Here is a 21,518-nt window from a genome sequence, read left to right as displayed (position 1 = left end):
CGTTACCCCACAGGGTCGGCCCGCCTGCCGGCCCGCCTGGTCCTCCCATGCCTGCCAGGCTGTGTGTAATTGTTTCAAGTAGAAATGAAACAGTTACATGACTATGCTAGAGTCGTTTCACGCTGGAGAGCGATGTTTTTTCAGCTGATTTTCAGCTCTTGACTCCCCGGCTGTGTACCGAAACAACCCCGAAAAACGGTCGTCCGGCCTGAGTGTGTTCCACCTCGGCCGGCGCCACAGAATCGCCGTGCCAGCGGCCACTACAAGGATAAGCGATGGATTCGCAGACAACACCCCATACCCCACGGCGCAGCCGCCGTTCGAAAATCGTCGGCACGGTCATCGCGCTGGCCGTGATGGCGGCGCTGGGGGGCGGTGCCTGGTATCTGACCCATTCCGGCGCCAGCGCCCAGGGCGGTGCCGGCGGTCCCGGTGGCCCGGGCGGACCCGGCGGGCCTGGCGGACGCCGCGGCGCTCCCTCGACCACCGTCGGCGTGGCCACGGCCGTCAAGTCCGACCTGCCCGTGGTGCTCGATGCGCTGGGCACGGTGACGGCCGCATCCACCGTGACGGTGCGCCCGCAAGTGTCGGGCATTTTGAAGGAATTGAAATTCAAGGAAGGCGGCATGGTCAAGGCGGGCCAGGTGGTGGCGCAGATCGATCCGGCCCAGTTCGAGATGGCGCTGATGCAGGCCACGGGCCAGCGCCAGCGCGATGAAGCGCAGCTGGAAAACGCGCGCCTGACCCTGAAACGCTATCAAACCCTGCTGGGCCAGGATTCCATCGCGCGCCAGGACGTCGACACGCAGGCCGCATTGGTAAAACAGCTGGAAGGCACCGTCATGACGGACCGCGCGTCCGAAGGCACGGCCAGGCTGAACCTCGGCTACACCAAGGTGGTGTCGCCGATCAGCGGCCGCGCGGGCCTGAAGGTGGTCGATATCGGCAACCTGGTGAGCACCAGCGACACGGGCGGCGTGGTGGTCGTGACGCAGCTCTCGCCCATCGACGTGGAATTTTCCGTGCCGCAGGATAAGGTGCAGACCATCCAGGAGCGCCTGAATGGCGGCTCGGCCCTGGCGGCGCTGGCGCTGGACCGCACGCGCACGCATACGCTGGACAAGGGCAGCCTGACGGCGCTCGACAACCAGGTCGACGTGCAGACGGGCACCGTGCGCGCCAAGGCCCGTTACACGAACGACAAGATGGCCTTGTTCCCCAGCCAGTTCGTCAACGTGCGTCTGGAACTGGGCAACATCACGGGCGCCGTGCTGGTGCCCGTCACGGCTTTGCGTCACAGTAACAACGGCGACTTCGTGTATGTGCTCAAGGCCGACAAGACCGTCACCGTGCGCATGGTCACGCGGGGCCAGGCCACCACCGACATGGTGGAAATCCGCGCCGGCCTGGAAGCGGGAGAGCAAGTCATCACGGAAGGCGCCGACCGCCTGAAGGAAGGCGCGAAGGTCATGCTGGCGGGCGACAAGCCGGCCATGGGCGGCGCAGGTGCTGCCGGCGCGAACGGCGAACGCCGCCACCGCCGCCAGCATGCTGAGGGCGCGGCCAGCGCTTCGGCCACCGCCTCCGCTCCCGCCAGTGCGCCGGCGACCGCTCCGGCGAAGGGCGCGGCGCAATGAGTCCATCGACGCCGTTCATCCAGCGCCCCGTCGCCACGGCGCTGCTGATGCTGGCCATCGTGCTGGCGGGGCTGGTCGGCTTCAAGTTCCTGCCGCTGGCCGCCTTGCCGCAGGTGGACTTCCCCACCATCCAGGTGCAGACCCTGTACCCGGGCGCGAGTCCCGAAGTCATGGGACAGACGGTGACGGCGCCGCTGGAGCGCCAGTTCGGGCAGATGTCGGGTCTACAGCGCATGAGTTCCACCAGCGCGGCCGGCGTTTCCCTCATCACCCTGCAATTTACCCTGGGCCAGACCCTGGACGTGGCCGAGCAGGAAGTGCAGGCGGCCATCAACGCGGGCGGCTCCTTGCTGCCCACCGATTTGCCGGCGCCGCCCGTGTACGCGAAGATCAACCCGGCCGACGCGCCCGTGCTGACCCTGGCGATTACCTCGGACACGATGCCGCTGACGCAGGTGCAGAACATCGTCAACACGCGTCTGGCGCTGAAGATCAGCCAGGTCAACGGCGTGGGCCTCGTCTCGCTGTCGGGCGGCCAGCGTCCCGCCGTGCGCATCCAGGGCGACACCAAATTGCTGGCCTCGTACGGCCTGGGCCTCGACAGCCTGCGCACGGCCATCGCGGCGGCCAACGTCAACAGCGCCAAGGGCAGTTTCGACGGTCCCACGCGCTCGTTTACCATCAACGCCAACGACCAGCTGGTGACGGCGGAAGACTACAAGCGCCTGATCATCACGTATAAAAACGGCGCACCCGTGCGCCTGGCTGACGTGGCGAACGTCGTCGACAGCGCGGAAAACACGCGCCTCGGTGCCTGGTCGGGCAAGCAGCCGGCCATCATTCTGAACGTGCAGCGCCAGCCCGGCGCCAACGTCATCAAGACGGTGGACGCCATCAAGGCCCTGCTGCCCGACCTGCAGGCCAGCCTGCCGGCGGCCATGAAGCTCGACGTGCTGAGCGACCGCACGACGGGCATCCGCGCCTCCGTCGAGCACGTGGAAATGGAACTGCTGTTGTCCGTGCTGCTGGTGGTGCTGGTGATCTTCGCCTTTTTACACAGCCTGCGCGCCACGGTGATCGCCAGCCTGTCCGTGCCGATTTCGCTGATCGGCGCCTGCGGCGTCATGTATTTGCTCGGCTACAGCCTGAACAACCTCTCCTTGATGGCGCTGACGATCGCCACGGGCTTTGTCGTCGATGACGCCATCGTCATGATCGAAAACATCGCCCGCTACATCGAGGAGGGCGAAACGCCGATGGCCGCCGCATTGAAGGGCGCATCGCAGATCGGCTTTACCATCATCTCGCTCACCGTCTCGCTGATCGCCGTGCTGATTCCCCTGCTGTTCATGGGCGACGTGGTGGGCCGTCTGTTCCGTGAATTTGCCATGACCCTGGCCATCACGATCTTGATTTCCGCCGTGGTCTCGCTGACCCTGGTGCCGATGATGTCGGCGCGCTGGCTGAAAAGCCACGCCGATGAAAAAATCAGCGCCACGGGCCAGCGCATCCAGGCTTTCCTCGACAAGGTTATCCATCAGTACGACCTTGCGCTCGTGTGGGTACTGAAGCGCCAGGGACTGACCCTGCTCGTGGCCCTGGCCACCTTGCTGCTGACCGTCGTCCTGTATATCACCATCCCGAAAGGCCTGTTCCCCACGCAGGACACGGGCCAGCTGCAGGCGCGCATCGAAACCTCGCAAGCCGTCTCGTACGCGCGCATGGCCGCCTTGCAGCAGGCCGCCGCCAGCGCGCTGCTGGAAGACCCCGCTGTCGATACCTTGAGTTCCCTCGTCGGCGTCGATGCGGCCAACAACACCATGCTGCACACGGGCAGCATGCTGATCAACCTGAAGCGTCCGCGCAGCGGCAGCCAGGACGAGATCATGGAACGCCTGCGCAACCGCGTGGCCCAGGTGGCCGGCGTGACCCTGTATCTGCAGCCGACGCAGGATCTGACCATCGACGCGGAATCGGGCCCGACGCAGTACCGCGTCTCGCTCGAAGGGGCCGATACGGCCACCGTCACGGAGTGGGCGGGCAAGCTGGCGGCCCGCATGCGCGAGCAATCGCAGTTGCGCAACGTCGTCACGGATGCGGGCGCCACGGGCGCCGCCGTGACGGTCGCCATCGACCGCGACAGCGCCGCGCGCATGTCGGTCACCACGGCCACCGTCGACGACGCCTTGTACAACGCCTTCGGCCAGCGCATCATCTCGACGATTTTCACGGAAACCAACCAGTACCGCGTGATCCTCGAAGCGCAGCCGGGCATCGTCACCACGCCGTCCGACCTGTCGGACCTGCAGGTGCGCACGGGTTCCGGCAAGTCGACGCCGCTGTCCGCCTTTGCCAGCGTCAGCGAAAAACAGGCGCCGCTGCAGATCACGCACGTGGCGCAGTACCCGGCCACGACCTTGGGCTTCGACACGACGCAAGGCGTGGCGCTGGGCAGCGCCGTCGACGCCATCCGCCAGGCGGCGAAAGACATCGCCTTGCCGCCATCGGTGACACTGACGTTCCTCGGCGCGGCCGGCGCGTATGAAAACTCGCTGTCGAACCAGCTGTGGCTCATTTTGGCCGCCGTCGTCTGCGTCTACATCGTGCTCGGGGTGCTGTACGAAAGCTACATCCATCCGCTGACGATTTTGTCGACCCTGCCGTCGGCCGGCGTGGGCGCCTTGCTGGCCCTGATGATCTCGGGCCAGGACCTGGGCGTGATCGGCATCATCGGCATCATCCTGCTGATCGGCATCGTGAAAAAGAACGCCATCATGATGATCGACTTCGCCATCGAGGCCGAGCGCGACGAGGGAAAAAGCCCGCAGGAAGCCATCCACCAGGCAGCGCTGCTGCGTTTCCGCCCGATTTTGATGACGACCCTGGCGGCCCTGTTCGCGGCCGTGCCGCTGATGCTGGGCTGGGGCGAGGGCGCCGAGTTGCGCCGTCCGCTGGGCCTGGCCATCTTCGGCGGCCTGATCGTCAGCCAGGTGCTGACCTTGTTCACCACTCCCGTCATCTACCTGGGCTTCGACCGCCTGGGCCAGCGCTTCGCGGGCAAAGGGAAGAACGCTGTCAGTCTCGATAAGCCGGGTGCGGGGAGCGCCGCGTGAACCTGTCCGAACCGTTCGTCAAGCGTCCCATCGCCACCGTGCTGCTGACCATCGGCATCGCGCTGGCGGGCATCGGCGCCTTCTTCGTGCTGCCCGTCTCGCCGCTGCCGCAGGTCGATTATCCGACCATTTCCGTCAGCGCCAGCCTGCCTGGCGCCAGCCCCGCGACCATGGCCACCTCGGTGGCCACGCCGCTGGAACGCCGCCTGGGCGTGATCTCGGGCGTAAACGAAATGACGTCGTCGTCGGGCACGGGCTCGGCGCGCATCAATTTGCAGTTCGACCTGAACCGCAAGATCGATTCGGCCGCGCGCGAAGTGCAGGCGGCGATTGCCGCCGCGCGCGTGGACTTGCCGGCCACCCTGCGCAGCAATCCCACCTACCGCAAGGCCAATCCGTCCGACGCGCCCGTGATCATCCTGGCGCTGACGTCGAAAACGCGCACGCCGGGCCAGATCTACGATGCCGTGTCGAACCTGGTGCAACAAAAGGTGGCGCAAGTCAAAGGCGTGGGCGACGTGGAACTGGGCGGCGGTTCGCTGCCGGCCGTGCGCGTGGAACTGCTGCCGTACCAGCTCAATCACTACAGCTTGTCGATGGAGGACGTGCGGGCGGCCATCCAGGCCAGCAACGCCAACCGCCCCAAGGGAGCCATTTCCGGCGACGAGCGCAGCCTGCAGATCTATTCGGGCGCGGCGACGGCGTCGGGCGGGCGCTCAGCAAACGACTACCGCAGCCTGGTCGTGGCCTGGCGCGACGGTGCCGCCATCCGCCTCGACGACGTGGCCGACGTGGTCGACGGCGTGGAGAACAACAATACCCTGGGCCTGTTCAATGGCGACCCGGCCGTCATCGTGCTGATCACGCGCCAGCCCGGTGCCAACGTCATCGCCACGGTCGACGGCGTGCGCGCGCTGCTGCCGCAACTGCAGGCGCAGCTGCCGGGCGACATCAAGCTGCAGGTGGCGTCCGACAGCACCAATTCCATCCGCTCGTCGCTGCACGAAATCGAATTCACCCTGATCCTGTCCATCGTGCTCGTCGTGCTGGTGGTCAGCGCCTTTTTGCGCAGCGTGCGCGCCACCATCATCCCGGCCGTGGCCACCATCGTTTCCCTGCTGGGCACCTTCGGCGTGATGTACATGCTGGGCTTTAGCCTGAACAATCTGTCCCTGATGGCGCTCACGGTGGCCACGGGCTTCGTCGTCGATGACGCCATCGTGGTGCTGGAAAACACGCAGCGCCACATCGAGGCGGGCATGGACCGCTTCAAGGCGGCCCTGCTGGGCGCGCGCGAAGTGGGTTTTACGGTGCTGTCGATCAGTCTGTCGCTGGTGGCCGTCTTCATCCCGCTGCTGTTCATGGGCGGGCAGGTGGGACGGCTGTTCCGCGAATTCGCCGTCACCCTGTCGGCCGCCGTGATGATTTCGCTGGTGATCTCGCTCACGACCACGCCGATGATGTGTGCCTGGCTACTGAAAAGCGGCCAGCAGCACCAGCCGCCGGGCCGGGTCGCGCGCTGGTTCGAGCGCGGTTTCGAGCGCATGCTGAAAGTCTACGAGCACTGCCTGGACTGGGCGCTGTCGAGCGCCGCGCTGGTGATGACCATCCTCGTCTTCGTCGTCGGCCTGAATGTGTACCTGTTCGCGGCCGCGCCCAAGGGCTTTTTCCCGCAGCAGGATACGGGCCAGATCAATGGCGGCATGCGCGCCGACCAGAGCATCTCGTTCCAGGCCATGCAGAGCAAGTTGCGCCAGCTGGTCAACATCATCAAGGACGACCCGGCCGTCGCCACCGTCGTGGGGTTTACGGGCGGCGGACGGGCAGGGGGCGGCTTCATGTTCATCGACTTGAAGCCGGCCTCGCAGCGCACGGACAAGGGGCAAGCCGTGATCGCCCGCCTGCGTCCGCAACTGGCCAAGGTGACGGGCATTTCGCTGTTCCTCAACCCCGTGCAGGATTTGCGCATGGGCGGGCGCTCGAGCAATTCCACGTACCAGTACACCCTGATCAGCGACAATCAGGCGGACCTGAAGAAGTGGGCGGCGAAGCTGGCCGACCAGATGAAGCTGCAGCCGGCCCTGATCGACGTCGACACGGACCAGGCGGAAAACGGCGTGGAAACGTTTGTCAGCATCGACAAGGACCGCGCCACACAACTGGGCGTGCAAGTGAAGGATATCGACAATGCGCTGTACAACAGCTTCGGCCAGCGCCAGGTGGCGACCATCTACGATGAGCTGAACCAGTACCACGTGATCATGGAAGTGGCGCCCCGCTATGCGCAAAGCCCGGAAGCGCTGCGCTCCGTGTATGTGCCGGCGTCGAATGCGGCGGCCGTCGCGGCCACCAGCACGACGGCGACGGCCAGCACCACCGCTGCGGCGACGGGCGCGGCGACGTCGAACACGACGGCGGCGCGCGACCCGTCCAGCGGCTCGGCCCTGTCCACGACCCTGGCGCACATGGTGCCGCTGTCCTCGTTCAGCACCTTTGCGGAAAGCGCGACCGCGACCTCGATCAACCACCAGGGCGGCGAGCTGGCCACCACCGTGTCGTTCAACCTGGCCGACGGCTATCCGCTCAGCGACGGGCAGGCCGCCGTGGCCCAGGCGGAGTCGGAAATCGGCATGCCGGTGAACGTGCGCGGCAGCTTCCAGGGCTCGGCCAAGAGCGCGCAGGACAGCAACAAGGAGCAGCCGCTCTTGATCCTGGCGGCCATCGTGGTCATCTACATCGTGCTGGGCATCCTGTACGAAAGCCTGATCCATCCCGTCACCGTGCTGTCGACCTTGCCGTCGGCGGGGGTGGGCGCCGTGCTGGCCTTGCTGCTGTTCCGCATGGAGTTTTCCATCATCGCCCTGATCGGCGTGTTCCTGTTGATCGGTATCGTCAAGAAAAATGCTATATTGATCATCGACTTCGCGCTGGAGGCCGAGCGTTCGCGCGGCTTGAGTGCAGTGGAGGCGGTGCGCGAGGCATGTTTGCTGCGTTTCCGCCCCATTCTGATGACCACCCTGGCGGCGGCGCTTGGCGCCTTGCCGCTGGCGATCGGTTTCGGCGAGGGGTCGGAGCTACGCCAGCCCTTGGGGGTCGCCATCATCGGCGGCCTGATCGCCAGCCAGTTACTCACATTGCTGACCACCCCGGTGGTCTATATCCTGCTCGACAAGCTGCGCACGCGCAGCGCCGACGAGCAGCAATTGAGCCGCATTCCTGGGCCAGATAACCCGAGCACACAATCATGAAGCAAGTAAAACCTATTCCATCCGCCGTTCCCGCACGCCGCCTGCTGGCCGTGGCCGCAGCAGTTCTCCTTGCCGGCTGCGCCGTCAGCCCCGCGTATGAAACGCCGACGGCCGCCGCGCCGCAAACGTTCAAGGAGGCGGCCGGCTGGCAACCGGCCGCGCCGGCCGACACCCTGGAGCGCGGTCCCTGGTGGACCCTGTTCGGCGACGCGCAGCTGAACCAGCTGGCCGAAGGCATCGACATCTCGAACCAGAACGTGGCGGCCGCCATCGCTTCGTACGAGCAGGCGCGCGCGCTGGTGCGCGAACAGCGCGCCTCGCTGTTCCCCACCGTGAACCTGACGGGCAGCGGCGCCCGTTCCGGTGGCGGCGGCGAGCAGCAGACGAACAACAACTTCAAGGCCGCCATCGGCGCCTCGTGGGAACCGGACGTGTGGGGCAAGCTGCGCGCCGGCGTGACGGGCGCCGATGCCGGCGCGGCCGCCAGTGCGGCGGACCTGGCCGCCGCGCGTCTGTCGGCGCAGGGCGAGCTGGCCACCAATTACTTTTCGCTGCGCCAGAGCGATGCGCAGATCGCGCTGCTGAACGCCACCATCGATGGCTACAAGCGCGTGCTCGAGATCACCGGCAACCGTTTTAACTCGGGCATCGCCGCCAAGTCCGACCTGCTGCAGGCGCAGACGCAGCTGGCCAATGCGCAGATCGACCTGTCGAGCCAGACGCGCGCCCGCGCCCAGCTCGAACACGCGATCGCCATCCTGCTGGGCCGCGCACCGTCCGACTTCAGTCTGGCCGTGGCGCCGTGGACCCTGACCGTGCCCGAGGTGCCGCTGGGTGTGCCATCGACCCTGCTGCAGCGCCGTCCCGACATCGCCGCCGCCGAGCGCAGGGTGGCCGTGGCTAACGAGCAGATCGGCATCGCCCGCTCGGCCTACTATCCGAGCCTGAACCTGACGGGTTCCTACGGTTCCGGCGCCAGCAAGGTGGGCGACCTGTTCAACGCTTCAAGCAGCTTGTGGTCGCTGGGCGTGTCGGCAGCGCAAACGCTGTTCAACGCGGGCGCCACCACGGCCAGTGTCGATGCTGCCAAGGCGGGCCATGAGGCGGCCGTCGCGCGCTACCGCCAGACGGTATTGAGTGCCTTTGGCGCCGTGGAAGACCAGTTGTCGGCCACGCGCGCGCTGGCCGAGCAATTGGCCTTGCGCCAGCAGGCGTCGTCGGCCGCCGACCAGGTCGAACAGCAGATGTTGAACCGCTATAACGCGGGCCAGGTAGGCTACACGGATGTGGTGACGGCGCAGGTGACGGCCCTGTCGGCGCGCCGCTCGCTGGTGCAGGCGCAGGCGGACCGCCAGACGACGGCCGTGGCCCTGATCCAGTCGCTGGGCGGCGGCTGGCATGCGCCGCAGGCGCAGTAAGGGGGCGATCAGGGGCAGGCCGGTGCAGGCGAAAACCCCTGCGCCAAATTCGCGTTTTCCTGCCCATCTTGAGTGCTAGAATGCAAGATTATCAATTCCCAGCCTGACGGCCCCGCCGTGGCTGCTTTCTTGCAGACGATGACACGCAGCAAACACAGTAATATGTCCGTTCCCGACGTGGCCACCATCGTTTTTCCCGTGGTGGCCATCGGCGCTTCCGCCGGCGGGCTCGATCCCATCGTCGCTTTCCTGGCGAACGTGCCGCAGGAAAGCGGCATTGCCTATGTGGTGATCCAGCACCTCGATCCCACGCAAAAGGCCATGCTGCCGGAATTGTTGCAGCGCGCCACCAGCATTCCCGTCACGGAAATCACGCACCAGGCGGAGTTGCGGCCCAATCATATCTATGTGATCCCGTCGAATGCCGACCTGGGCCTGGCCAAGGGCCGATTCGTGCTCAGCGAGCCGGTGCAGCTGCGCGGACACCGCCTGCCCATCAATACCTTTTTCGAAAGCCTGGCCAGCGAGCTGAGCGAACTGGCCGTCGGCGTGATTTTTTCCGGCATGGGCAGCGACGGCACGCGCGGCCTGCAGGCGATCAAGCAGGCGGGCGGCCTGACCCTGGCCCAGCATCCCGATACGGCCAAGTTCGACATGATGCCGCAAAGCGCGATTGTCGCCGAAGTGGTGGACCTCGTCGATTTCCCCGACAAGATGCCTGACAAGATCATCACCTATCTGTTCCGCAGCAGTTTCCTCAGCTTGCCGGGGCATGAGCCGAACGGCCGCAATTCGCTGCAGGAAATCGTCGCCCTGCTGTCCGAGCACACGGGCAACAGTTTTACCGACTACAAGATCAACACGGTGCTGCGGCGTATCGAGCGGCGCATGAGCTTGTATCAAATGACGTCGATGGAAGAGTACGTTCCCTACCTGCGCGAGAATCCCGCGGAAATCGACTTGCTGTTCAAGGAATTGTTGATCGGCGTGACGAGCTTTTTCCGCGATCCGAAAGTGTGGGAATACCTGAAGATGGTGGTCGTGCCGCAAATGCTGGCGGCCCACCCGGACGGGCGCGCCTTCAAGGCCTGGGTGCCCGCCTGTTCCACGGGCGAGGAAGCGTATTCGCTGGCCATGGTGTTCCATGAAGTGGTGGCCGGCATCAACCCGCCGTCGAAATACAGCCTGCAGATCTTCGCCACCGATCTGTCGGCCGATGCCATCGACCGCGCGCGCCAGGGGCGCTTTCCGCACAGCATCATCAGCGACGTATCTGCCGAGCGGCTGGAGCGTTTCTTTGTCAATGACAAGCACGGCTACCATGTGAAGAAAGAGATCCGCAACACGATCATCTTCGCCCAGCAAAACATCATTTCGGACCCGCCGTTCACCAAGCTCGACATCCTGTGCTGCCGCAACCTGTTGATCTATCTGAATGCCAAGCTGCAGCAGCGCCTCATTCCCCTGTTTCATTACGCCTTGAACCGCGATGGGATTTTACTGCTGGGCAGCGCCGATACGCCCGGTCATTTTTCCGAGCTGTTTTCGCCGCTGACCACGTCGACCCGGCTGTACCGCCGCCTCGACAATCTGGCGCGCCAGCGCCTGCCCACGTATTTTCCCACCAAGGTATCGTTGGCATCCCCCCCCACACCTAGCGACACGAGAGAAGTCAGCATGACTGGAAAGATTCAAGCCCATGTCGAGCAATTATTGCTCCAGAAATATTCGCCGGCCGCCGCGCTGCTGAACCAGGATGGCGACATTCTTTACATCAACGGCCGCACGGGCGCCTTCCTGGAACCGGCGGCCGGCAAGGCCAACTGGAATATCCATGCCATGGCGCGCGAAGGCTTGCGTTACGAGCTGGCCAGCCTGATCAAGCAGGCGCTGCAAAGCGAAAGCGTGGTACGCCTGAAGGGCCTGGTCGTCAAGGACCACCTGGGGCAATCGCTGGGCGTGGATCTGAGCGCCGAAGCCCTGAGCCAGCCCGAATCCCTGCGCGGCATGGTGTTTGTCACGTTTTCCAGTGCGCCTCTGGTGGCCGAGGCGCGGCGCGGCCGTTCGCCTAACCCCAAGGTGCTGGAGCTGGAACAGCAGCTGGCGCAGGCGCGCAATGAAATCCAGGCCGTGCGCGATGAAATGCAGACCTCGCGCGAGGAATTGAAATCGGCCAACGAAGAATTGCAGTCGACCAATGAAGAGCTGCAGTCGACGAACGAGGAGCTGACCACCTCGAAGGAAGAGATGCAGTCGCTCAACGAGGAGTTGTACACGGTCAATGCCGAGCTGCAATCGAAGGTCGATGATTTGTCGCTCGTCAATAGCGACATGAAAAACTTGCTCAACAGCACCGATATCGCCACCATCTTCCTCGACAGCGATTTGCGCATCCGCCGCTTCACGGCGCCGGCCACGCAAATCTACAAATTGATCCAGACGGACTTGCGCCGCCCGCTCAGCGACATCGTCAACGACCTCGATTATCCGGGCCTGGAAGACGATGCGCTCGAAGTGATCCGCAGCCTGGTGTTTTGCGAACGGCAAGTGCCGACCAAGAACGGGCGCTGGTACAACGTGCGCATCATGCCGTACCGCACGATCGAAAACGTGATCGATGGCGTGGTCGTGACCTTCATCAACATCACGGAATCGAAGCTGCTGGAAGCCCAGCTGCGCCAGATCCAGTCCGGCGTCGCGGCAGACGGGAAAGCAGGGGAGAGCGCCTCATGAGCGAACCATTCGACGAGGAGAGCGTGCCGGCCCGATTGCGGGAGCAGGCCGAACAACTGGCGGCGGAGCAGCGCCAGCCCGTGCCGCAGTCGAATGAAGAGGTGATACGCCAGCTGCATGAGTTGCAGGTCAGCCAGATCGAGCTGGAAATGCAGAACGCGGCCCTGGCCGAGCTCGAGCAGCTGAAGAATGAATATGAAAGCAGCCGCGACCGTTATGCGCAGCTGTATGAACAGGCGCCCGTCAGCTACTTCTCGCTGGCGCGCGAGGGCGTGATCACGCGTGTCAACGTGGCCGCCTGCGGCTTGCTGCAGCGCGACAAGAACCAGCTGCTGGGGCGGCGCTTCGAGCAATTCGTCGCGCCCCAGGCGCAGGGCGGCTTCCGCCGCTTCCTCGACACCGTCTTTACCTGCGGCGCGCGCCAGGTGCTCGAGGCGCAACTGTTCGAAGGCGAGGCGGGCGGCATGGGCGGCATGGTGCGCATCGAAGCCAATTTCGACGCGGACAGCGCCACGGCGCGCATGCTGGTGACGGACCTGGGCGATGAGCACGCGCGCGAATCGGCCTTGCGGCGCGCCTTCGTCATCCTCGACAGTATCCGCGAAGGCGTGCTGGTGACGGACAGCGCCAACCGCATCATTTCCGTCAACCCCGCCTTCACCACCATCACCGGCTACCAGGCCGAGGAAGCCATCGGACGCGATCCGTCCTTCCTCGGCGGCGGCACGCATTTGCCGCATTTCTATGAAACCATGTGGCGCAGCCTGCACGAGGAAGGCAGCTGGTATGGCGAACTGGTGAACCGGCGCAAGAATGGCGAGCGCTTCGTCGAATCGCTGTCGATCACGCCCATGCGCACGGCCGATGGCGCCATCAGCCATTTTGTCGGCGTGTTTTCCGATATCACCGAACGCAAGCTGGCCGAGGCGGACTTGCGCGAACTGCACCGCGAACTGGACCAGCGGGTCATCGACCGCACGGCCGAACTGCTGCGGGCCAACCAGCACCTGCAGCTGGAAGTGCACCAGCGCGAGCGGGCGCAGGAAGCCTTGCGCGATGCCGAGCGCTTCTTTCACGCCACCATCGATTCGCTGACGGACCGCGTGCTGGTGCTGGACCAGGCGGGCAGCGTCGTGCATGCGAACCAGGCTTGCCTGGCGTTCGTCGGGCAAAAGCAGCCGCCGCTGCAGTACCTGGAATTTTGCGAGACCGACCCGCGCTGGCAGCGCAGCGCCGGACGCGAGCTGGCCGCCGGCATCCGCTCCGTCATTGCCGGTACTGCCGACACGTTTGCGCTCGAATACGAGTTTGCCACGCGCTCGGGGCCCCGCTGGTCGCAGGCCAGGATCAGCCGTTTCCTCGGCGAAGGGCCGTTGCGCGTGGTGGTGGCGCACACGGACATTACGGAACGCAAGCTGATGGATGGCGCTTTGCGCCAGTCGCACGCGCAGCTGCGCCAGCTTGCCCTGCACCTGGAAACGGCCAAGGAAGACGAGCGCAAGCGCATTTCGCGCGATATTCACGATGAACTGGGGCAAAACCTGCTGGCGCTGCGCATCGATATCTCCATGCTCAGCGCCCGCACCGAGGGTTCCCATCCGCGCCTGCACGGCCGCGTCGGCGCCGTGCTCAGCAACGTCGACACGACCATCAAGAGCGTGCGCGGCATCATCAACGAACTGCGCCCGATGGCGCTGGACCTGGGCTTGCAGGCCGCTATCGAATGGCAGGTGGGCGACTTCCGCAAGCGCAGCGGCGTCGCCTGCCGCCTGCTGATACGCGACGAGGCGCTGTTTGCCGCCATCGGCAGCCAGGCTGAGATCGTGCTGTTCCGCATCGTGCAGGAAGCGCTCAGCAACGTCATGCGCCATGCCCAGGCCAGCCAGGTCGAGATCGAGCTCAGTTCGGATGCCTGCGCCGTGTACGTGACCATCAGCGACAACGGCATCGGCATCACGCCGCAGCAGCAGCGCAAGAAACAGTGTTTTGGCCTGATCGGCATTGCCGAGCGGGTGACGGCGCTGGGCGGGCACTTCGAGGTGGGCTTGCCGGCGTCGGGCGCCGGCTGCCGCCTGGCCCTGCAGATTCCCCTGCAGGGAGTGAGGCAGCCAGCCGCCTGATACAGAAATTGCAATGGGTTAATTTTTGCCGACTCAGGTCCCTTGGACAGGCTATACTTTCGCCTGCTATTTACGGAGGGGCATATCTTGTTCAAAACAATCGTTTTACCAGTCGCCTTGTTGGGCGCGTTCGCCGGCGCACACGCCGACGAAGGGCAGTGGCAACCACACCAGCTGCCACAGCTGAAAGCCGAGCTCAAACGGGTCGGCATCGACATTCCTGCAGAAAAACTCGCCGACCTGAGCAAGCATCCGATGAGCGCCATCGTGTCGCTGGGCGGCTGCTCGGCCGCTTTCGTCTCCGACGCGGGCCTGGTGGTGACGAACCACCATTGCGCCTACGGCGCCGTGCAGCGCAATTCCACGCCGGAACACAATTACATCACCGACGGCTTTCTGGCCAAGACGCGCGCTAGCGAGCTGCCGGGCGGTCCGAACAGCCTCGTGTATGTGACGGACAAGGTGGAAAACGTCAGCGAGCGCGTGCTGAAAGGCTTGACGGCCAACATGAGCGGCCGCGCGCGCCACGAAGCCGTGGAAAAGCGCATCAAGGACCTGATCGCCGAATGCGAGACGGACAAGATGTACCGCTGCTCCGTGCCCGCCTTCCACCGCGGCCTCGAGTACTACCGCATCCGCCAGATGATGATACGCGACGTGCGCCTCGTGTATGCGCCATCGGACAAGATCGGCAACTTCGGCGGCGACACCGACAACTACGAATGGCCGCGCCACACGGGCGACTACTCGTTCCTGCGTGCCTACGTGGGCAAGGATGGCCGTCCGGCCGACCCGTCGCCCGACAACGTTCCCTACAAGTCGAAGGACTTCCTGGTGGTCTCGGCCGAAGGCTTGAAGGCCGGCGACGGCATCTTGCTGGCGGGCTACCCTGGCCGCACCAGCCGCTACAAGCTGCCGGCGGAAATCCGCTTCGCGCGCGATACGGCCTTCCCCCTGAAAGTATCCGAACTGCAAGCCGACCTGGCCGTGATGGCCGCCGCCACGCAGGGCGATGCGGCCGCCGCCGTGCGCTACGCGAGCGTGGTGAAAAGCATCAACAACGTGCTGAAGAAAACCCAGGGCTTGCTCGACGGTTTCGCCCGCAAGGACATCGCCGCCATCAAGGATGGGCAGGATGCCGAGTTCCGCGCCTGGTACGCGAAACAGCCGAACGTGTCGGCCACCCTGCTGGCCGAACTGGACGCGGCGATCGCCAGCGACATGGCCTTGAGCGAAGAGGAGTTCGCCTGGACGGTGGCCACCAACAGCGACCTGCTGAAAAGCGCGCGCACCGTCTACCGTCTGTCGCAAGAGCGCCAGAAGCCGGACGCCGAGCGCGAATCGGGCTTCCAGCAGCGCGACCTGGCCTTCATCAAGGCCCGTCTGGCCCGTTTGGAACAGTCGTACGTCAACAAGGTCGACCAGGCGCGCTTTGAAGCGGGCCTGAAACGTTACGCCCAGCTGGCGGCGAAGAGCCATCCGCAAGGCCTGGACGCGCTGCTGCCGGCACCAGGCGCCGTGGTCGCCCTGTACCAGCAGACGCAACTGGCTGACACGGCCAAGCGCCTGGCCTGGCTGGACAAGGACCAGGCTGCCGTTGCCCAGTCCGATGACGCTTTCATGCAGCTGGCCGTCAAGCTGTATCCGGTGGAACTGGCGCTGGAAGAGCGCCGCAAGGAAATCGACGGCAACCTGGAGCGCGTGATTCCGCAATACATGCAAGCCGTGATCGCGTGGAAGAAATCGCAAGGCAAGCCGGTCTATCCTGACGCCAACTCGACCCTGCGCGTCACGTATGGCACGGTCTCGCCGTACTCGCCGCGCGACGGCATCACCAAGGGTCCGTTCACGACCGTGGAAGGCATCGTCGAGAAAGTCACGGGCAAGGCCCCGTTCGAAGCGCCGCAAGGCTTGATCGATGCCGTCAAGCAAAAACGCTACGGCCAGTTCCGCGACCCGGTGCTGGGTACCGTGCCGGTCAACTTCCTCACCAGCGCCGACACCACGGGCGGCAATTCCGGCTCGGCCGTGATGAACAAGCGCGGCGAACTGATCGGCCTGAACTTCGATTCGACGTATGAATCGATCACCAAGGACTGGTACTTCGACACGGCCATCACGCGCGCCATCCACCTCGACATCCGCTACATGCTGTGGGTGATGAAGGAAGTGGACCACGCGGATAACTTGCTGCAGGAAATGACCATCAAGTATCCGAAAGCAGTCAAAGCCGCGAAGTAATCAGTTTTAGCAAGCGCTGGAACAAAGCCGCATCCGCCCCAGGGCCGATGCGGCTTTTTTGCGTATGGGCAACTGGTTTGAGTTCCATCAATATGCCAGCGTCCACCATGGTTAGCATGGACCAGGGAAACTATGGGATGGAGGCAACATGGATGATGGCGAGCTGGCAGCCGATCTGGCGCGGCTTTTCGGGGCGGACAGGCGAGTCCAGGACAGCCGCTTGCTGCGCATGGATTTTCCGCGCGAGGACGGTCCGCCCGATACCGCGCTGCTGGTCAACAGCTTGCGGGCACACGAGGAAATGTCGCGCGACTTCCGCTTCGACGTCGAACTGCTGTCCGACAATCTCCACGTCCCCCTGACGGCGATGATGGGACGCATGGTCACGATTTCGCTGGTGCGCGATGATGGCAGCTTGCGCTATTTTAATGGTTATGTCGGCGAATTTCGTCTGTTGCGCAGCGATGGCGGTTTCGCGTTCTACCAGATGGTGCTGCAACCCTGGCTGGCGTTGTCCAGGCTGCGCATGGACAACGTCTCGTTCCACGAGCGCACGGTCATCGACATCAGCGAAACGACCTTCGATCATTATGTGCAGCGCGACTGGAAAAACCAGCTGCATGAGGAAAAAGCAATTTTAAGCTGCGCCAACCAGCATAATGAAACCGATTACAACCATCTGCACCGGCGCTGGGAAGACCAGGGTATCCATTACTGGTATGAACATCGCGCCGACGGTCATACGCTGTGTCTGGGCGACAATACCTGGCTGAGCGACAGCATCGATCCAGGCGACGGCCATGCCAGCGAAGCCGACGAGATGGTGTATCGCAGCGGCGCGGGCTCGCTGGAGCGCGACGGCATACGCGATTGGCAGGCAATACGCAAGATCGCTTCAGGCTCGCTCACGCTGGCCAGCTTCAACTACAAGCATCCGTATGCCAGCCGCGCCAGCGGCTATGCGCTGCACGAGCAGGGCGACGTGTTTGCCCATGAACTGTATCAAAACACCGGCTATGGCTATGCCGGCATGGGCGACGGCGAAGCGCTGGCGCAACGCCGCCTGGAGGAGCAGAACTGCCAGGCGCAATACTTCGAAGCTGGCGGCAATCACCGCTGCGCCCAGGCCGGGCGCAGTTTCACGCTGGGCGGACACTTCAGCGCCCAGCAAGCCATGCCGGCCAGAGGTGAGGAGGCGCGCCCGGACATCGGCGCGCGCGAATACCTGATCCTGTCCGTCGATCATATCGCCAGCAACAATTACCAGGCAGGCACGGGCGCGAAGTCGCATTATGAAAACCGGTTTAACTGCATCCGCAAGAGCATCCGCTGGTATCCGGGGCGGCAGTTCAACAGCACGCCTTGTGCCTTGCCCGGCGTGCAGACGGCGATCGTCACCGGGCCGGCAGGCGAAACCATCCATACCGACGGGCTGGGCCGGGTGAAGGTGCAATTCCACTGGGACCGGCTGGGCAAGTTCGACGCGGGCAGTTCGCCATGGATCCGGGTCATGACGCCATGGGCGGGCCAGGCGTTCGGCCAGATCGCGCTGCCGCGCATCGGCCAGGAAGTGCTGATCCAATTTCTCGACGGCAATATCGACCGTCCCGTCATCGTCGGCGCAGTGTACAACGGCAACCATGCGCCGCCGTGGAATTTGCCGGGGCAACGCATGCTGGGCGGCTGGCGCAGCGCCGAGCTGATGCCTGGCGGCGGCTGCGGCGTGCGCGGTAATCAGTTGGTGCTCGACGACACGCACCAGCGCATCCAGGCGCAACTGAAAAGCGATCATCAGCACAGCCAATTGTCGCTCGGCTGCATCAGCCGCATCGAAGACGCCAGCGGGCGCAAGGATGCGCGTGGCGAGGGCTGGGAACTGGCGTCAGACGCCTGGGGCGTGGCGCGCGCCGGCCGCGGCATGTTGCTGACCACCGAAGCGCGCCCTGGCGCCGCCTCGCATATCAAGAGCATGGATGAAACCTTGCGCCGGCTGGCCGAGGCTGCTGAACGGCACAAGGCGCTTGCCGCCCTGGCGCAGCATTACGGCGCGCAAGAAAGCGCCGCCCAGCAGGGCGCCGTCGCCGATGTGCTCAACGACCAGCATGCCGGGATCAAGGGCGGTGCCGGCAGTGGCGAAAGCGCATTTCCCGAACTATCCAAGCCGCATCTGGTGCTGGCCAGTCCGGCCGGTATCGAAACGACGAGCGCGCAATCGACGCATATCGTCAGCGCCGAGCACACGGCGCTGACGACCGGGCGCGACCTGTCGCTGGCGGCCGGCGGCGGCCTGTTCGCCAGCATCGGCGCGGCGTTCCACCTGTTCGTCCACAAGGCGGGCATGAAACTGATCGCCGCAGCCGGCCCGGTGCAGATCGCGGCGCAAACCGATGCGGTCGATATCGTTGCTCACAAGGTGCTGGAATTGATCAGTCAGACCGACTGGGTGCATATTCGCGGCCGCAAAGGCGTGCGTCTGCATGGCGCCAATTGCATGCTTGAAATTAGCGACAAGGTACAGTTTTTTACTGCGTCGCCGACGCTGTTCCATGGAAACCTGGAAACCTTGGCGCCAAAGAACCGGCCGCAGCCGGAGCTGGAACCGCCCGTCGCGCCGGTAGCGGGGCAATTGCAGCATACGATACAGGCCCATGCGGATGGCGGCCAGTACGCCAATGTGCCGTACACGCTGTACAACGGGGAAGCCGAAGTCGAACGCGGCTTGACCGACGAATTCGGCCGCATCCTGATCGCGCATCAGGACGGCACGCCCCGCTACCGTGTCGTCCTTGGCAATGGCGAAGAGTTTTCATTGCAGGCGAGCACACGCTTCGACCCGGACGCGGCGCCGGGCGGCGAACACACGCTGTCGAACCGCGGCTTGCGCGCGTTCGACGACACCAGCGACAGCCGCTGGGTTCAATGATTCACGACACTGACTGGAGAGCGCCATGCCGGAATCGAGCGGCCGCATCGAAACCACCCATATCGACGAAGTCGGACGGACTGCGACGAGTTCGCTCCAGTGGCTGCTGGAAAACCGCAACCTGAAGGGCAAGGCCACTCATCCGATTACGCACAACAACAAGCTGACACTGTTCATTTGCGGACAGGAAGGGTTCGCCGACATCGCCGGCGAGATCGCCAAGGCTAAAAAGTCCATCGACCTGTGCTGCTGGGGTTTCGACCCGGGCATGGAACTGGTGCGCGGCAACAGCGCCACCTGGCCGCGCGGTGAAACGTTTGGCGACTTGCTGATCGCCGCCACCACGCGGCGTCACCTCAGGGTGCGCTTGCTGATCTGGCATGACCGGATCGGTTCACCAATGGTGCACAATATGCCGGGCCATTCGCATGGCACCTCGCCATGGAAAACCGGTGGACAGCGCTTTGAGAACATCAGCGCAAAAGGCAGCCTGGCGATGTTGCAGGACGCGGTCGCCAAGAAAGAGATGTTCAGCGGCGGTTACAGGGGCGATAGGGTACGGCCCGAGGATATCCCGATGCTGGCGCGTGAAGAATACTGCTACAGCTGGTATGCGGCCGCGTTCCATGGCTTGTTGGGGCGCCTGACGATTCACCTGCGACACGGCAACAGCCATGCGATAGGCAAGAGTATCGCGACCGAAACAAGCCAGCCGCACGGCCTGACGATGGGGGAAATTGAAAAACCTGGCATGAGCTACTTGGGTACGCATCACCAGAAACCGGTCCTGATCGATTTCGACCACGAAGAAGGGGCCAAGGCCGTCGGTTATGTGATGGGCCTGAACTCGGTGACCGATTATTGGGACACGACGGCCCATCTGCTCGACGATACGCGCCGCGAACAGGGCGGCGTCAACGAGCGGCGCGAGTGTGTGCAGGGAGTAGCCGAGGACGGCGGGTTCGCCACCTTGAAGCCCTATCAGGATTACGCCTGCCGCATCGACGGCGGCCGTGCGCTGATCGCGCTCTACAACAATTTCGTGAAGGCGTGGGACCGCGCTATCGACGACCGCACGCGTTCGGCTTCCACCGACTGTGTTAGCCGGGAGTTGCCATGTGGCAGCCCACCGGCGCGGCTGTTGGATTAGGCCGAACCAAGCGACTCCACCGTGCAGATCGTCCTGACGCAGCCCGAGGAGCAGGACAAGACGATCAAGGAAACCTATTTTCGCGCCGTGACCCAGGCCAGCCTGGCGGCCGGCTACCTGTACGTGGAAAACCAGTATTTCCAGTATGAAGAATGGGCCCGGCACTTGCTGGCCGAGCGCAAGAAGGTGGTCGCCGCGTGGAAGGCCGGCAGTGTCAAGGCGGGCAAGAGTCTTGAAGACATGCCGGTCATGCACGTATTCATTGTCATCCCCGTGCCGGAGCGCGCGCAGATGGTGCCGCGCACCCACGATACGCTGGCGGGGCTGGGGCAGCACGCTGGCATGACGGGTCAAAACAAGATGATCGATGACTACAACAAGCAGCCGAAAACCCGGCATGTCAGAGGCGGATTCGGCATCACCAACGAGGTGGAAGTCAAGTTGCCCGACGTGGTGCAGCATGCCAACGGCATCAACAAACCCGGCGTGATGACACTCGAAAGCGAATTCGGGCTGAAGGTATCGGTGGCCATGCTCAATGTCAGTGCGTTTGACAAGGACCGCTGGCGCTACCGTGAAATCTACATCCATTCCAAATTGATGCTGGTCGACGACGTGTTCATGACGCTGGGCAGCGCCAACCTGAACCAGCGCAGCATGGCCGTCGACAGCGAAATCAATATCGCCACCGACGACCACCGCGTGGCCCGCGATTTGCGCAAGCGGGTGTGGCGTATGCATAGCGGGGGATTGGTCGATGGCGGGAGCGGGACGAAGGCGGAGATTGTGTCGGCGTTCGGGAACTGGGGGAAATTAATGAAAGATAATCGTGGGAAAAAAAATTCGTATTCTGAAAATTCTGCAGATAAAAAAATGACCGGTTTTTTGCTGCCATTGGAAGATAAACGCAGCTCCACGATACGTTTGGGTTGAGC

General features: G+C 64.0%; 10 protein-coding genes. All 10 read left to right on the top strand.

What is annotated here, in order from left to right; translation table 11 throughout:
* Nucleotides 1-275: 275 nt before the first annotated feature.
* Nucleotides 276-1,637 carry an efflux RND transporter periplasmic adaptor subunit gene (locus JAB8_RS04910; RefSeq protein ID WP_070224052.1) on the top strand — a complete coding sequence of 454 codons (1,362 nt, stop codon included), beginning with the start codon at nt 276-278 and terminating at the stop codon, nt 1,635-1,637.
* Entirely contained in the window at nt 1,634-4,750 is a 3,117-nt protein-coding gene (locus JAB8_RS04905) for an efflux RND transporter permease subunit (protein WP_070288725.1), read from the top strand. Before JAB8_RS04910 ends, JAB8_RS04905 begins: the two co-directional genes overlap by 4 nt.
* Nucleotides 4,747-7,998 carry an efflux RND transporter permease subunit gene (locus JAB8_RS04900; protein WP_070288724.1) on the top strand — a complete coding sequence of 1,084 codons (3,252 nt, stop codon included), beginning with the start codon at nt 4,747-4,749 and terminating at the stop codon, nt 7,996-7,998. The genes JAB8_RS04905 and JAB8_RS04900 overlap by 4 nt, the downstream gene beginning before the upstream one ends.
* On the top strand, nt 7,995-9,416 hold the full coding sequence (locus tag JAB8_RS04895; protein WP_070288723.1) for an efflux transporter outer membrane subunit: 1,422 nt from the start codon (nt 7,995-7,997) through the stop codon (nt 9,414-9,416). Before JAB8_RS04900 ends, JAB8_RS04895 begins: the two co-directional genes overlap by 4 nt.
* Before the next feature lie 162 nt (nt 9,417-9,578).
* Nucleotides 9,579-12,149 (top strand): chemotaxis protein CheB, encoded by a 2,571-nt coding sequence (locus JAB8_RS04890; protein WP_071654382.1) that lies wholly within the window; start codon nt 9,579-9,581, stop codon nt 12,147-12,149.
* Nucleotides 12,146-14,269 carry a PAS domain S-box protein gene (locus tag JAB8_RS04885; protein ID WP_254679452.1) on the top strand — a complete coding sequence of 708 codons (2,124 nt, stop codon included), beginning with the start codon at nt 12,146-12,148 and terminating at the stop codon, nt 14,267-14,269. Before JAB8_RS04890 ends, JAB8_RS04885 begins: the two co-directional genes overlap by 4 nt.
* A gap of 87 nt (nt 14,270-14,356) precedes the next feature.
* Nucleotides 14,357-16,510 carry a S46 family peptidase gene (locus JAB8_RS04880; RefSeq protein WP_070288721.1) on the top strand — a complete coding sequence of 718 codons (2,154 nt, stop codon included), beginning with the start codon at nt 14,357-14,359 and terminating at the stop codon, nt 16,508-16,510.
* 148 nt (nt 16,511-16,658) lie between these two features.
* Complete coding sequence (gene tssI / locus JAB8_RS04875) at nt 16,659-19,433, top strand: type VI secretion system Vgr family protein (protein WP_070288720.1); 2,775 nt, start codon at nt 16,659-16,661, stop codon at nt 19,431-19,433.
* Between the two features lie 25 nt (nt 19,434-19,458).
* Entirely contained in the window at nt 19,459-20,583 is a 1,125-nt protein-coding gene (locus JAB8_RS29825) for a hypothetical protein (protein WP_254679451.1), read from the top strand.
* 21 nt (nt 20,584-20,604) lie between these two features.
* Nucleotides 20,605-21,516, top strand: a complete 912-nt coding sequence (locus JAB8_RS29820; protein ID WP_254679450.1) for a phospholipase D-like domain-containing protein — start codon at nt 20,605-20,607, stop codon at nt 21,514-21,516.
* The last annotated feature ends 2 nt before the right edge of the window (nt 21,517-21,518 follow it).

The organism is Janthinobacterium sp. HH106 (assembly GCF_001758725.1).
In the GTDB taxonomy this organism is placed as follows: domain Bacteria; phylum Pseudomonadota; class Gammaproteobacteria; order Burkholderiales; family Burkholderiaceae_D; genus Janthinobacterium.
Note: the sequence above shows the minus strand (reverse complement) of the source record. Positions and strands in the feature narration are given on the sequence as shown.